General features: G+C 57.5%; 13 protein-coding genes and 1 pseudogene. 1 reads left to right on the forward strand and 13 read right to left on the reverse strand.

Annotated features, from left to right (window positions below):
* Positions 1 to 122: 122 nt before the first annotated feature.
* The 13 genes from NKJ80_RS30620 to NKJ80_RS30680 form a co-directional block, all read right to left on the reverse strand.
* On the reverse strand, positions 123 to 284 hold the full coding sequence (locus NKJ80_RS30620) for a hypothetical protein (protein ID WP_502882088.1): 162 nt from the start codon (positions 282 to 284) through the stop codon (positions 123 to 125).
* 177 nt (positions 285 to 461) lie between these two features.
* Positions 462 to 1148, reverse strand: coding sequence for a response regulator (locus tag NKJ80_RS30625; protein ID WP_352498923.1), 687 nt, complete (start codon positions 1146 to 1148; stop codon positions 462 to 464).
* A gap of 717 nt (positions 1149 to 1865) precedes the next feature.
* Complete coding sequence (gene virB11 / locus NKJ80_RS30630; RefSeq protein WP_023673699.1) at positions 1866 to 2906, reverse strand: P-type DNA transfer ATPase VirB11; 1041 nt, start codon at positions 2904 to 2906, stop codon at positions 1866 to 1868.
* Entirely contained in the window at positions 2890 to 4029 is a 1140-nt protein-coding gene (gene virB10 / locus NKJ80_RS30635; RefSeq protein WP_023708086.1) for a type IV secretion system protein VirB10, read from the reverse strand. The genes virB11 and virB10 overlap by 17 nt, the downstream gene beginning before the upstream one ends.
* Entirely contained in the window at positions 4022 to 4906 is an 885-nt protein-coding gene (locus tag NKJ80_RS30640; RefSeq protein ID WP_023673701.1) for a TrbG/VirB9 family P-type conjugative transfer protein, read from the reverse strand. Before NKJ80_RS30640 ends, virB10 begins: the two co-directional genes overlap by 8 nt.
* Positions 4903 to 5616 (reverse strand): type IV secretion system protein VirB8, encoded by a 714-nt coding sequence (locus NKJ80_RS30645; protein ID WP_023685154.1) that lies wholly within the window; start codon positions 5614 to 5616, stop codon positions 4903 to 4905. The genes NKJ80_RS30640 and NKJ80_RS30645 overlap by 4 nt, the downstream gene beginning before the upstream one ends.
* Positions 5613 to 5771 (reverse strand): type IV secretion system lipoprotein VirB7, encoded by a 159-nt coding sequence (locus tag NKJ80_RS30650; RefSeq protein ID WP_081731658.1) that lies wholly within the window; start codon positions 5769 to 5771, stop codon positions 5613 to 5615. The genes NKJ80_RS30645 and NKJ80_RS30650 overlap by 4 nt, the downstream gene beginning before the upstream one ends.
* A 27-nt stretch (positions 5772 to 5798) precedes the next feature.
* Positions 5799 to 6686: a type IV secretion system protein gene (locus NKJ80_RS30655; protein WP_023673703.1), complete on the reverse strand. Its 888-nt coding sequence runs from the start codon at positions 6684 to 6686 to the stop codon at positions 5799 to 5801.
* Between the two features lie 58 nt (positions 6687 to 6744).
* Positions 6745 to 7428 (reverse strand): TrbJ/VirB5 family protein, encoded by a 684-nt coding sequence (locus NKJ80_RS30660; protein ID WP_023673704.1) that lies wholly within the window; start codon positions 7426 to 7428, stop codon positions 6745 to 6747.
* A gap of 13 nt (positions 7429 to 7441) precedes the next feature.
* A complete protein-coding gene (gene virB4, locus NKJ80_RS30665) occupies positions 7442 to 9811 on the reverse strand; it encodes a type IV secretion/conjugal transfer ATPase VirB4 (protein ID WP_023685155.1) in 2370 nt (789 codons plus the stop codon).
* Positions 9811 to 10137, reverse strand: a complete 327-nt coding sequence (locus NKJ80_RS30670) for a type IV secretion system protein VirB3 (protein WP_023673706.1) — start codon at positions 10135 to 10137, stop codon at positions 9811 to 9813. The genes virB4 and NKJ80_RS30670 overlap by 1 nt, the downstream gene beginning before the upstream one ends.
* The gene (gene virB2 / locus NKJ80_RS30675) at positions 10137 to 10442 is read right to left on the reverse strand and encodes a pilin major subunit VirB2 (protein ID WP_023673707.1); all 306 of its coding nucleotides are present in this window, start codon (positions 10440 to 10442) and stop codon (positions 10137 to 10139) included. The genes NKJ80_RS30670 and virB2 overlap by 1 nt, the downstream gene beginning before the upstream one ends.
* A 74-nt stretch (positions 10443 to 10516) precedes the next feature.
* A complete protein-coding gene (locus NKJ80_RS30680) occupies positions 10517 to 11302 on the reverse strand; it encodes a type IV secretion system lytic transglycosylase VirB1 (protein ID WP_023673708.1) in 786 nt (261 codons plus the stop codon).
* A 1291-nt stretch (positions 11303 to 12593) separates the two neighbouring features.
* Between NKJ80_RS30680 and virG the strand changes: the two are divergent.
* Positions 12594 to 13006, forward strand: a pseudogene (gene virG / locus NKJ80_RS30685) (two-component system response regulator VirG); the annotation flags it as partial.

Consider the following 13006-nt stretch of genomic DNA (forward strand, 5'->3'; position numbering starts at 1 on the left):
GGTGGCCGGGGGTGATCTTGATCCGCTCGGCGCGCACCGGCCCTTCGAAGCCGGCAACGCCGACAAAAGGCTCTGTCGCAAACCTGGAAATGGGGTTGTGAACGGCCATTTCGGCCTGTCCGTCAGGCAGCGAGGAGATCGAAACAGCGATCGACAGCCTTGTAGGCATACCTCGCCTGTCGCTTGCCCATCATGTGGATCATCTCGATGCCGGAGAGGATAACCACGCGGTTCGCATGCGACTTGAAGCCGATAGCCTGGTCGAAATGGCGGCCCTTGAACATCACGTGCTCCTCCACAGCTGAGGCGTTTTTCTTGCCATGCTCGCTTACAAAAAGGTTTGCGACAGAGCCGTTCGAACCGCATGCCGACACCATCGTCAAGGGCGGCCGCGATGTCCATTATGGCCACAAGATCACCCTGACGACGGGCAGGCAGTCTGTTCTTTCAATTTAGACCAACTATGCGGATGCCGCCTCAGTCAATTCAAGAATGTAACCAATGCCGCGCATGGTCGTGATACGTGACGTTGCACCTGACCTTCTCAGGTGTCCACGTAAGCGATAGATTCCGACTTCAAGCGCGTTGGCAGATACCTCGTCGTTGAACGAATAGAGGTGATCTTCCAACTGCGCACGAGGCACGATGCGGCCTGCACGGATAAGCAGATGCTCCAAAATACATAGTTCGCGGCGTGCGATCTTCAGAGGATGACCCGAGACGGAAACCTGTCGGCCGATCGGATCGAAATTGAGATTGCCAAATACAACGATGGGGTCGGTCACCTGTGTCGACCGGCGCAGAATGGCTCTCATTCTGGCGATGAGCTCATCGAAAGAGACGGGCTTGAGCAGAAAGTCGTCCGCGCCACCGTTGAAAATTGCAATCCGCTTCTCGAGATCGTTGATGCTACTCATAATGAGGGTTGGAACTGAATGCCCGTTGCTCCTTAGCTGTCTCAGCCAGCCCAAGCCATCGCCATCTGGCAGAGCCAACTCCAGCAGGAGAATTTCATAGGTTGCGCAACAAAATGCCCTCGATGCCTGTTCCAGGTTGCCAACTACATCAACGGCAAAACCGCTATCCCCGAGCGCAACTCGCACAGCGCGCGTAAGATCCACATGATGATCAATGAGCAGCGTTCGCATTTCACGTCCTATCAAGGTCGGACAGGTCACCGTCCGCTGTAAGACCGGGGCGACAGCGGAAGTCGCGCAACTCTTCGTAGTGTTCGTAACGCTCTTTCCGATGGGTGATCGCGGGAGCATGCAAGCCGCACGCCTGCAATAGTCGGGGATGGAACACGTGAAGACCTGTTGACGGGCTGAAACCGTCGGTCGGCGGGCCCACAATGCCACCGACTCTGCCTGCGATTTCTCTGCGCATCGATCCTCCTATGGGTTGCGTCGCAACATCCAGCTGAGGTCGCAAGGGCAGGTTGCGGCTTTGTTCATTGAGAGGACCCCCTGGAGGCAATACCAGGAGGATTCCCTATATGGCACTTCCCGATTTACCACCGGTCATTCCGAACCACGTTCGGCGGCTTTGAAGACACTCATTGAGCGCGGCTAGGTAAATCAAGGGTACGACTGCCGGGTGTCGATGCCGCTTTTGAAGCAGGCATCGGCACCAGCTCGGTGAGCGTCGCCCGCGCAATTCAGCGGACGCGCTCGATACACCCAGTCGAATCGTGCCGCAACTTGCCGCGCCGACAGGGCGCCCGAAGACTTCAGACTTGTGACCGAAGGTCTACGCCCAGTCCTCCTCCCATTATCCACCTCCCTCAAATCAAAGTGGACGTTCAATCTGAACAAATTACGCCATCGTATCACAAACGACCTACCGATCCCCGACGTGCTCTAGCCTTAGTGCTTGTTAAGAAGGTCGGCTACTGTCTCTCCGCGTCGCCGGGCATCGGCGGCGAGCCACACCTCCCCCACCTCATACACGTCGCCGTGGGTACTGAACGGCACAATGACGTCAATGGCAGCCGACAGCAGGTCAAGAAGCGTGTGGTCTTCCACAGCAGCTCCTTGCGGGCTGCTCTTGACGAGTGAAAAGAGCTTTTTAAAGCCTTGGACCGGATCCGCCCCATGAATCGTTGATATTGATCCCGCATGGCCGGAGACGACTTCGCTAAGGTAGGCCCAAGCAGCATCATCGCGCATCTCGCCAAGCAATATTCGGTCAGGGCGCATGCGCAAGCTGGCTTGCAACAGTTGCTCGGCTGTCACCGCACCTACGCTTGCTCGGTCCTTCGGATAAAGTAACCGGACATGGTTCTCGTGCGGGATTGCAAGTTCGAGCGTGTCCTCGATACTTATCAGCCTCTCTTGCGGGGGTATAGCGTTGATCAAAGTCTTGCTCATTGTCGTTTTGCCGCTTCCAGTAGGTCCGCAAAGCAGCATCGTGAGCCGCCCGCAAACGCATGCTCGCAAAAATTGCTCCAAGTCACCATGGTCGTAGTGCTGAAGAATCGTTTCGTCCTGCCGCTCTTGGCGCTCCTTTCGTGACCGCCATTGATTCCAACGCGAGTATTCGTAGCGAGAAGAAACTTCCTTGAGTTCGGTCACACGACTTGAGGGACGCCGTATCGTCAGGCTTATTGTTCCTGAGGGAACAGCGGGCGGCAAACAGATCTGCAGCCGCTCTCCGTTCGGCAGCTCAGTCGCACAGAGGGGGCTTTGCGGTCCGACATCTTGCTTGCGCAGCGCTCCAGCGAGGATCGCGATGTCCTCCAGATCGTCATAAGATAGCGGCAGCGGATGTTTCGTGAAAACGCCGGCCTGTCGGACAAAGGCTTCCCCAGGCCGGTTGATAGCGACCTCTTCGGTCCTTGGCTCCTCAAGCCATTTCAAAACAGGGTTGAGAAGCAAACGCAATTGAGGGTCAGCCTCCGGTCGCATTGTTGTCTCTCCGGCGTTGGCGATGTTGGGGGGCTGGCGCCACGGCGATCGGTCTAAGATCGTATACATCTGAGAAATCGAGGTCCCGAGCCACAAAGATGGATACAGCATCTCCCTGGTTTTTCTTCAGAGTTGGCGGAACGTTGATCGTTGCTCTAAGGGTCGTGTCAACGGCTTGTCCGGCGTTGCTCTGGAAGCTGTTGATGCCGCTTCCTCCACCTGAGCTGCCAGCGTATTGACCGGCGGCCTGAAACGCGCCTTGAATGACGCTCATGAGCATTGCTCCGCCAAAGCGCTGCCAGAAGTGATTATCCACCGTGCCAGGCATTCCGGAGCGGCCGAGCTCGTCAGCGCCCGGCGACGCTAGCGAAACGAGGGCATGGTCAGGCGTTTCGATGCGCGTCCACAGCACGAAGACACGCGCATCCCCCTGTTGGAGACCACGCTGGATCTCGCCAATCACGGTCGTCCCGCGATCCAAAAGCACCACGTTGTTGGTGGCGCCGCGGACGTCTTTAGGTAAGACGCACTTCACATAACCCGGTAAATTTGTGTCGACTGCCGTTTGCAAAATGCAGGGAATTATCGTTCCTTGGGTAATCACGAGATCAGGGTGCGGCAAAAGTGTGGCCCGGCTTGGCTCCTGTATATCTGGTTTCAATCGCCCCGTCAGATCGCCAGCGTCTGAAATCTCATGCGAGGTCGCGGGAGCATCCCTATGGTTGTCTTCGCTCCGCTGACCGTCGTTGGGCATTTGACCGCTGCCACTGTAGGCGAAAATTGGTGTTTCCTCCGGCGGCGGATCAGCTGGCGTCGGAGGCGGCGTGGATGGCGCAGAATCTCCTGCCTGCGCCGCCTGTACGGGTGCTGGAGCTTCGGGAGCAATCTCAATCGGCACGGGGCGGAATGGCTCGGCGTCGGCGACAATTGGAGGTTTTGGCTGAGTTGGCTCGTCTTGTGTGCTGGGACGACCGCCGAGCCAGATGAGCGATAGAGATGAGATGAGAACAAGAGCAGCGACGGCCAACTTCTGCAATCCCGAAACATGCCGGCGGGCCGGCTCCGAGACCATCGATCCTGAGGCATGGACATCATGTCCCGACTGTGGGCCGGTTTCATTCATCGGCCGGGCCTTTCAAAACGCGCCACACGTCGGGTGTCACTGTACCGGTCCCTGGCGCTCGTCCCACAGGGTCATAAGCCCTGTTGAAAATGGACAAGACCGTATTGCCATCTCTCAGACGCCATTCCCGGGCGACTGCGGATACTTCAACATAGTCTCCTTTGACCGTGTAATTGGCAGCGGCTTCCTTGCCGTCGGGATTGATAATGTAGAGGGAGGGTATGCGGGAATTGCTTGCGAAGCCAAATACGGTGGTAAAGCCATTATCGAAAACTTCCAGCGGCGCCAGCGATCGATCGCCCTTTGCGACGTAGTGAAAATTGCTTTCGTCCGGACTGGTAGTTGCGGCGGGCCGATTCAACAAATCCTGAACTCTCTCGTCGCGCAGCACTTTCGCCCGGGCCTGACCAAGAATCGAGCGCCTTTCTGCGTCCTTTCTCTGAGCAGCAGCCTCATCAGCAGGATAGGTGAACTGCACACTGTAGTATAGGTCAGGTTGCTGCTCATCGAGTTTTGGCATCGCTCTCGTTGAAATACTGAAGACGTATCTCCGTGTACCGGACTCACTCTCGGCCAGCACGACGACCGGCTGCGGCGGGAGCATCCGGCTAGCCTTAAAAAAGAGATAGTTGGCGCGCGGGAGCGCAGCCAGGTCTTTGCTATTGGAAACGGCCACGGCTGCGACTGTCTCGTTGGCCGCGAATGTGACAACCAGCGTTGCCCCCACTGCGGTAGACAGGCGCACCACTTCGTCAGGACGGTAAGCCAGGTAGCGCATGCGCGCATCATGCTTGCCGGCAAGTGGTGTGTCTTCCGCTGACGCTTCCATCGTTAAGAAGAGTGAACAGACCAGCGCGAGAAACGCTCTTTTTGTCATGGCTGCACATAGCCCAGGTTCGATACGCTATCTTCCGAGCTTTGATAGGAAGTGACGAGTAGACCTCCCGGATTGGTGAGCCTCGATTGCCCAGGCAGACCCGTCAAGCGCTCGTAGCGGATGGTAGCTGTCCAGGTGGTCACTATCGGCATCTGCCCATCGACAACAAGCGAACGTTTGTAACGGATCTGTTGAACGTCCGGACTGATGTCGTTTGAAGAAATATGCCCGACCTCGAGCTTGCCGCGTTTGCCGACCGTGACTTGCGGCGAGGTGGGATTCGGATAGTTGAAGAAATCTTGATATTGCTGTCGCACAGCCGGCGCGCTGAAACTGGATACGAGGTCATAGGCGTATTGGGCTGTATCTGCTGTGTACCCCTCGCGCAGGCGTACATATTCCCACAGCGAAGCATTTATGACGGCTCGGTCTTGGGTTGCCGGCAGTCGAGAGACTGACACTTCGCTGTCGACGGTCCCATCCGGCCGGACCCAGAGGAACACAGGTACGAGCTTGGCCAACGGGACCATGGCAGCAATGGTAAATGCCTGGGCAACATTTCCTAGGACCGCCGCTGCGGCAAAGGCTATCAGGGCCTTTGACAGGCGCCGCGCAGACTTCGCTCGTGAAGTTTGAAACGCTTCCACCTTCTTATAGTGGGCGGCTAGCGTTTCTCTCTCCACCAGAAGGGCATGTTCAGGAACTTTCACTTTGGCTCTTCCGCGCATTGGACCTGAAGATCCTCAGGGGTGGTTTCCCATTGTCCCACGTTCAGTTGGAATGGGGCACCCGCGCATGTCGCAAGCCCATGGCTCGTCTTGCAGGCGGCCAAAGCGAGGATTGACAGAAGTAGGCAATATTTCATGTTTTTGGCACCGAGCTTGTCGATTGATTAAGCACCCGCCGTTTTGGCAAAGTGGCGATTGAGGCTGTTAAGTGGTCGGTTCGCACCTCCCCAAGAGCCACCGGCGATGCTGCTGGCGATCGTCGGAAGCGCGACGATCAGAGCGTCACCAGCTAGGAAAAGCATGTCGAGCTCGTAAAGCCCGATGATCTTGGCTGCTGTCGTGCCCGAGAATTTGATCATCAAAAGCATGGCTGCCAGCGAGACTGCTTCGGCAGCGATTACTATCGTTGCAACGATGTTGAGGAGGAGAAGCAGCAGCCCGTACGAGAGCAGTTGGCCGATCCATCTGGTGGCTATGTCTCGAGTGTGATCAAAAAGGTAGCCTACAAGGACCAGGGGGCCGATCGTCAAGAGCACCTTCGTCAGAATTCCAACGGCATCGTAGATCTCGAACGCTGTCCACAGCGCGCCGTAGAAAATCCATTGCGCTCCCTCGAAAGCAAGTATGTCCTGGCCGTTCATAGGCCCAATTTCGGAAGCAATCAGCTGAAAGACATACTGGCTTGAAGCAAACATAAGATCGAGCTTCTGGGGGATTCCGATGAAGGGCAAGTCGCTGCCACTGATGTCGTGAGCCAACCTCGGAATCGTGTCGTCGAAGAGCGCTTCAATGTACTGCTGATAGTTGGCCTGCCCTAAGATAAGGGCGACGACAATCGACACCATGATTACGCGCGAGATACCCCCGCGCGCATCGACTTGACCACGCATGACCAGACAGCCTTGGATTATTATCCAGAGCGTGACACACGCAACCAGAGGCGCACTGACCGCCGCTTGCACGTTTTCAAGCACTTTGTGCAGCCCGGACGTGAAGGCCCCATGAAAGATCGTGTGTATAGTCGTGAATGGCGCGGGAATTTTGAAATTCATGGCGTGAGCCTGATGTGTCCCTGATCAGCGCAGCTGAGCCTGATGAACTCTGTGTGGTTTACGGGAGGATGCTAAACATATTAGCGGTGTCCTGATGTTCGCGACGCTGCGTGGCGGCCTCCTCCACGGCGTGAAGGCTCCCTTGTGCAGTGGCCATTGTCAGCAGACTCGTGGCCTGGACATTTTGGATCATCGCATCGTGAATCTGCTTGAGGACCAGACCGTTGGTCACGGTGGCCTGCATAATATTTCCCGAGCGGGAAAGCTGACCAAGCGTGCCGGCGTTATCCTTAAGGCGCTTGTCCATCATGCCCAAAGTGTCGGCTGCAATAGCTGCGGCATTGGCGGCCCCGGCGATTTGTCCCTGTAACAGTTTCGCTTCTGAATCGGTGCCGTTGACTATCCGATTTGGGTCCTTCGCAATGTTACGGGCCATAATCGAAGCTGGCGCCCGAGCATCAAACATCTGCTCCTCCAGCTTATTGCTCGACGGGTAGTGATTTCCTTGGTTAAGTGAGCTTAGCAGTCCCGTGACAGCGAATGACGACGTTAGAATTGTCACCATTTCAATCGTGGTAGCGAGCGTCTCGATTGACCTCTCAAGGATCGCCGCATTGGAAAGCGCTGTTAAGGTCGCTTGTGTTTCTGTTACAGGGTCGCTGACGATAAATTGCGAACGGGCCTGTCCGTGAAGCAGAAGGGAAGCAGCAAGGGTCGTTACTGCAAGTTTGGCAAATTTCATGAATATTCCTCCGTCAGTCTTGAACTTCGTGGTACCGGGCCATGAACTTGTCGAGCCACCCACTTGGGGCGTCTCCGTGCTGGTTACGAAGCTGGTCGGCAAAGCGCACTGTGTTGGCCCGCCCCGAGAGTACGGCTACGTACTCGCGCATCTGCCCAAGATCGAATTCGCAAACAATACTCCCGCTATCGCGCTTGAGCAAAAACTTGCGGCTGCCGATTGCCATTCCCTGGCGGATTGCCTCGAACTCCTGCGCAGTGCACTTCAAGCCATCGACATACGCAGAGCGGTCCGCCGTCGGTGATGGGTAGAAAATTTTCGTCATACATTGCGCAACGAGACTAGCTCCGAGAGGCGATTCCAGAACGTGTTCAGGCTGCTGCGTTGCGAGTATCAACATGCCGTTGTTTTTGCGGACCGTGAGCAAGAACTTGTCGATAACGGCCGAGAATTGGGGGTTGAGTAGATAGAATCGAAATTCGTCGCAGCTCATGACGAACCGACGACCATCGACGATAGCGCCCACTCGATGCAGAAGGTATGCGGCGGCCGGTGCACAGACCTCCTCATATTCCAGGAGCTGCGTCATGTCGAAGCCCGTAATGGAGGCATCCAGCCTTACTTCGTCCACGTCGCCGTCAAAGGCCCATCCAAGCGCCCCCCCTCTACACCACCGCTGCAGCCGTGCTCCTGCGCCCTCGGAGGGGCTGTGCAATAGGAACTCGCGCAGGCCCGCAAGTGAGCGCATAGGGGGTTCGAACGAAAGCTGACGAACAATGCCGCGTTCCAGCCGACGGCTTTCCTCCGGCGAGATCGGACCACGGCCGTCACTCTCGATCAGGGCCATCAACCACTCGCGCAGAAAGTCCCGGGAGGCGGAGGTGTTGTCCAGTCCACGCAGAGGGGCCAAGCCGCTCGGAGCGCCTCTGCGCAACGCAAGATATGTCCCTCCCGTGGCTCGCACCAGCAGTTCACCACCCCGATCCTTGTCGAAGAAGACGATCGCACCATTGCGATCGACCAAGCTTTGCTCAAGCATCGCGAGGACAAAGGTCATCAGCGTCGTCTTGCCTTTGCCAACGGGCCCGAATATTGCCGTCATGCCGACGTCATTCTCATGGGGGATGTAGTCGAAAGAAGTTCCACCGTTTGTGCGAAAGCGCGCAACAGCATTGCCCCAGTGGCCGGAACTGGAACCGCTTGGGAAGTTCTCAAATGAGACGAGCCCGGCAAAATTGTGTGAGGTGATCGCCCCCGGGCGCGTGCGCCACCTGTTGTTCCCCGGAAGTTGGGACCAATATGCGGCCTCCATGCCGATGCCCTCTTGGACGATAACGGCGCCCGCGTCGGCCAGCCGTGCGCGGGCACTTGCTGCGCGATCTGCAAGGCTATTGAGGCTGTCGGCATAGACGCACAGGCTCAGATGATGCGAACCCATCACGAATTCGTTGCTTGCCAGTGCGTCCTCTGCCTCGGCAAGTTCATTGATCTGGGTGAGAGCCTTGTCGCCGGCACTCGTCATCTGGCTGGACTTAAGGCTTAGTTTGGCATGAGCTTGTGGGCGAGTGAGGAAGGAAAAGCTCTGGCTCAGGACAAGCGGGAAGTTGGCGGACAGCAAGGAATTTAGCATGCCCGGCCGCGTCGTCGCCGGATATTCACGGAACGAAAACAATGATCCGACGGAGCTATCCCCGGGCCTTCGAATCTCAAGCGCCCGCTTCCCGCAGATGACCTGGTCAGTGTAGATCGAGGCGCCAAGTGAGCCGGTAACCATCGGAACCGGAAGAAACCGGCAAGTCATCATGAGCCGAAGCGCCTCGCCGATTTCCGTGAAGAGCACGTTGCCTTTCTCACGAATGCCCAACCGGCGCAGACCGTAACCGCCGAGTGCGCCAGCAGTGATGTGCCAGAGGTCTTCCAGGCTCCGCATTTGGGTGGCTAGATCGTGCTCATTCCGTCTGCGGGACTTGGCAATCCGCAAGCCGATCTTGCCGATTGCGGTGCGGGGGGACACGATCAAAGTGAGGAAGTGATCGTTGCGAAAGAGCTTTCCCGACAGCACACGACGCTCGTAGGCCTCGCTCAGACTGCCAGCGAATGCACTTTGAAACTGGCGCGGCGCCGGCGCCGGCACATCGTTGTGTCTCACAAGATGAGCGTATATCGAGACATTGTCATCGGCGATGTTGCGCAAGAGAGTGTTGAACGCGCGGCAGCGCGAGTTGCGCATCTCAGCGTCTTCCAAATCAAAGGGCACACCGTTCACATGTGCCATGGCCATGATCGATCCGTCTTCCAGAAGGACAACCTGATCGCTTACGTGACCAACATACGGAAGGTAGATCTCGCCAGACCTCTCGGTCCGGCCGCTGGCGCCGAACATTACACCATTCCTCTTCCGCGTTTCGGCACTCTGATCGGATTGGCGCTGACGCTTGCGCCTCCCCAGACCGGCCCGTCCACGCTTCTGCCGGCCGTCTGCAAATAGAGCAGCACGACGCTTGCCGCGTTATAGTCACGCTCAACAACCAGCCGTGCTCCGAACCAGAGTGGCACGAGAACGATTTCGTAGAGCGGGTTCTGAAGGATAATGATAACAAGCCCAGCCAACATCATGAGCAATCCGGCCAGCGTCAGCGGCACCCCCAGAAACAGTGCGGGGCGCGTCGCCGCCACATAGAGGGTGCTCACTTCCAACCGGTCGCTCATCAGCCGCCGCCTATGAGCGCCTTGCCCAGGAAGCTGGCCCCGAACATGATGACGATCCCTCCAACGACACCCGCAACCAGGCCAAGTGAAGCACGACCGAACATCCAAGAGATACCGATGGCTACGAGCCCGAGCACGGCCAGTGATTGTCCAAAGGGGCCAAGTATGAACGTGCAGATATTCTGGACCATCTTGGCAGGATCCGTCCCTCCGGTCACCTGAGCCGCGGCTGGCCCGCTGTAGAAGACCGTCCACGCCGCGCCTGCAGCAGCGGCCGGTACATATTCAGCCGCCATGCGCAGCATGGAAAAAGGCGAAGGAACACGCGTTTTAAGCGCACGAAGTATCTTGAGTGGCGTCATCATTGCATCTCCATGTTTCAATCGAATACGAGTTTGTTCGGGTTCGAGGGTTCCCGTGCTTTCGCAGCCTGGCTGCCTGTCGGATCGGAGGGATCGGCCCCGGAGCGGTCTGGCTGATACGAGCCCCAGATGTCCCAAGAATCTTGGTTGGGCTGCTTCTTTCTATTGGCCTGTTGGCTCTGCTGGAGCAGAGGCGGCACGGCTTTCCGACCGGGTGCCTCAAGGTGCGGCACATCTCGAGCAGTCGGCTCCAGCGTTCTCTCAAGGAGACTTGAGATGTCCTTTGCGGCCGACTCGACCTTGCGTACATAACCGTTGGCGAAGCCATGCGTGACGTCGCCCGTGTTATAGGCCGAGATGGCACGGCGAAGCGCCAGTTGCTGTGCCACAGCAGTGGTGCCGCCGGCATACCGGCTTTCAAGCAGGTGGGCGGCAGCCGAAAGCGAGGCGCAGGGCTCGAAAGCCCTTTCCGGCGTGAGATTGAGCATGGCAAAGTTCTTGCTGTTTATCTGCATCAATCCAACATCGACAGAATGTTGTGCTTCGAGGCGTTCCTTGATGCCCCGCGTGGCTTCCAGGTGGTCTATCCAGCGAAGCTGCTCACCTGTGGTGTTGTCATGAGCCACCAGCGTTTCAAAGCCACTTTCAATCTTGGCAATCGCGGCCAGGGTGGACGGCGCAACCCAGGGGGCGCATTTGCGCGACAGGCTGCGGAACTCACGCGGAGAAAGTGGCGCGGGCTCGGCTGGGAGTGACATGGATGTCATCAGGACGATGGCCAGCGGCCAAGCTGCAATAAACATTCCCTATCACCTACCTTTCCAAGCCGCCGGACGGGTTCTGGCCCTGTCCGGCACGCGCTTATCGGGGAGGTTTGTTACTGTGTGATGTTCAAGTTCAGCTTTTCGGTTTCAATTGAAGCAAAGACCGTGTTCGTATCAGCGTGGGTGAGCATCTTGCGCATGCGTGGGTGGCGCGGGCCCGATCAGCCAGCGACATCCGGAGCATCTTGGTACAATGACTCCTGTACAGGATTGCTCGTCCCGGCCGTCCGTTGCTCCTGGAGTGTGGGCCGCGACTTTGGCGTCATGGACGGTACTTCTGTCAGCGCCAAGCCAAGGACAAAATGGGGAGCTTGGCGGGCTTGTTCAGGCTCGGGATCACCGTGGGGAATCGACTAAGGCGATAAAGCGGCCCAACTTTGCCGGTATGCTGCCGGTCCTTAAAGAGCAGCCATGCGCGGCCCTGCATACTCAGATCATTGCTTGAGACGCGAGCTCGTCCGCGAAGCTGGCTCGAAGGCGCAAATCCGCGGCGGCGAGGGTCAACTGGGAAGACGTGGCGGCGCAGCCCATCCTGGTGCGAGCCTCGTTCAGCTGTTCGGCCGCCGCCGCCAAAGGGTGGATCATGCACAGTCCCATCGGCAGATAACCGCACGTCATTGACGCAGTCCGACGGCGCAATGGACAAGCATAGTGACACGCTCAAGATGGAGGAGTTGCAGTAACTGAGAAATGTTAGCCCGGACGTTCACCGCAACCGGCGACCTGCCGGTCGCCGAACAGCATTTGAGGCCGCCGGCCACCTTGGACGAAGCCGGCTTGGCAGGAGACACACTATTTTGCACAAGGCCGCTGCAGCGAATCACGGTCTTCTTCCGCCGACCGCCTCTCCGATCAAGCCAAACGCCGCGCTGCTCAACCATGTCCGAGCTGGATCCACGAGCCGGATGATATCGAGATGATCCAGGTCCGCAAACTCCAGGATGACCAGGATGCAAGGGCATAGCAGGAAACTTGGCATCCATGAGGTCGAACTTGAGTGATATTGGCAGGCCTGCACCAACGGGGGAGCTCGAAGCGAAAAAGCGAAGGACCACACGGCAGGGTCATGTCGGCGCTGGGACCTGTCTGGTGGCCACGGGCTGCCTTGGTGCGGTCAATTCGCTGGGGATGAAAAGAACAGGACGAGCACGGCCTCACATTGGCCGCACGCAACGGCGAGTGGTATCAAGGAGCAGCTGTTCTGGGTCGGTGCCCCAGGGTTGCTCGGCAACAGGTTTAGACAAGGGGATTCAAGATTGAAGGTGTGCCGTTGAAACATGTTCTTGTCATTGACGATGATGCCGCAATGCGGCGCCTCATCGCCGAGTATCTCACGATGCATGCCCTGAAGGTAACCGCAGTCCACGATAGCAAGCAGTTTGACTATGTTCTTTCACGTGAGCCAGTCGATCTCGTGGTTGTTGACCTTAACCTAGGCCGGGAGGATGGACTTGCGATCGTCCGCAATCTGGCGACAAAATCCGATGTTCCTATCATAGTGATCAGCGGCGACCGGCTTGATGAGGCGGAAAAAGTGGTTGCACTGGAGCTCGGCGCAACCGATTTCATTCCCAAGCCTTTCGGGATGCGCGAATTCCTGGCCCGCATTCGAGTAGCGCTACGCCAGCGCATTTCTAGTCCGCGAACCAGAGAGCAGCGCTCATTTCGCTTTGGGGCCTGGAA

The organism is Mesorhizobium sp. M0030 (assembly GCF_040323695.1).
In the GTDB taxonomy this organism is placed as follows: domain Bacteria; phylum Pseudomonadota; class Alphaproteobacteria; order Rhizobiales; family Rhizobiaceae; genus Mesorhizobium.

Excerpts from the sequence above, each read along its gene's own strand:
- NKJ80_RS30660 (WP_023673704.1), bottom strand. The coding sequence starts at position 7,428 with ATGAAATTTGCCAAACTTGCAGTAACGACCCTTGCTGCTTCCCTTCTG.
- NKJ80_RS30680 (WP_023673708.1), bottom strand. The coding sequence starts at position 11,302 with ATGTTTATTGCAGCTTGGCCGCTGGCCATCGTCCTGATGACATCCATG.
- virB2 (WP_023673707.1), bottom strand. The coding sequence starts at position 10,442 with ATGCTGCGCATGGCGGCTGAATATGTACCGGCCGCTGCTGCAGGCGCG.
- NKJ80_RS30650 (WP_081731658.1), bottom strand. The coding sequence starts at position 5,771 with ATGAAATATTGCCTACTTCTGTCAATCCTCGCTTTGGCCGCCTGCAAG.
- virB10 (WP_023708086.1), bottom strand. The coding sequence starts at position 4,029 with ATGAATGAAACCGGCCCACAGTCGGGACATGATGTCCATGCCTCAGGA.
- virB4 (WP_023685155.1), bottom strand. The coding sequence starts at position 9,811 with ATGTTCGGCGCCAGCGGCCGGACCGAGAGGTCTGGCGAGATCTACCTT.
- NKJ80_RS30655 (WP_023673703.1), bottom strand. The coding sequence starts at position 6,686 with ATGAATTTCAAAATTCCCGCGCCATTCACGACTATACACACGATCTTT.
- NKJ80_RS30625 (WP_352498923.1), bottom strand. The coding sequence starts at position 1,148 with ATGCGAACGCTGCTCATTGATCATCATGTGGATCTTACGCGCGCTGTG.
- NKJ80_RS30670 (WP_023673706.1), bottom strand. The coding sequence starts at position 10,137 with ATGAGCGACCGGTTGGAAGTGAGCACCCTCTATGTGGCGGCGACGCGC.
- NKJ80_RS30620 (WP_502882088.1), bottom strand. The coding sequence starts at position 284 with ATGTTCAAGGGCCGCCATTTCGACCAGGCTATCGGCTTCAAGTCGCAT.
- virB11 (WP_023673699.1), bottom strand. The coding sequence starts at position 2,906 with ATGCGACCGGAGGCTGACCCTCAATTGCGTTTGCTTCTCAACCCTGTT.
- NKJ80_RS30640 (WP_023673701.1), bottom strand. The coding sequence starts at position 4,906 with ATGACAAAAAGAGCGTTTCTCGCGCTGGTCTGTTCACTCTTCTTAACG.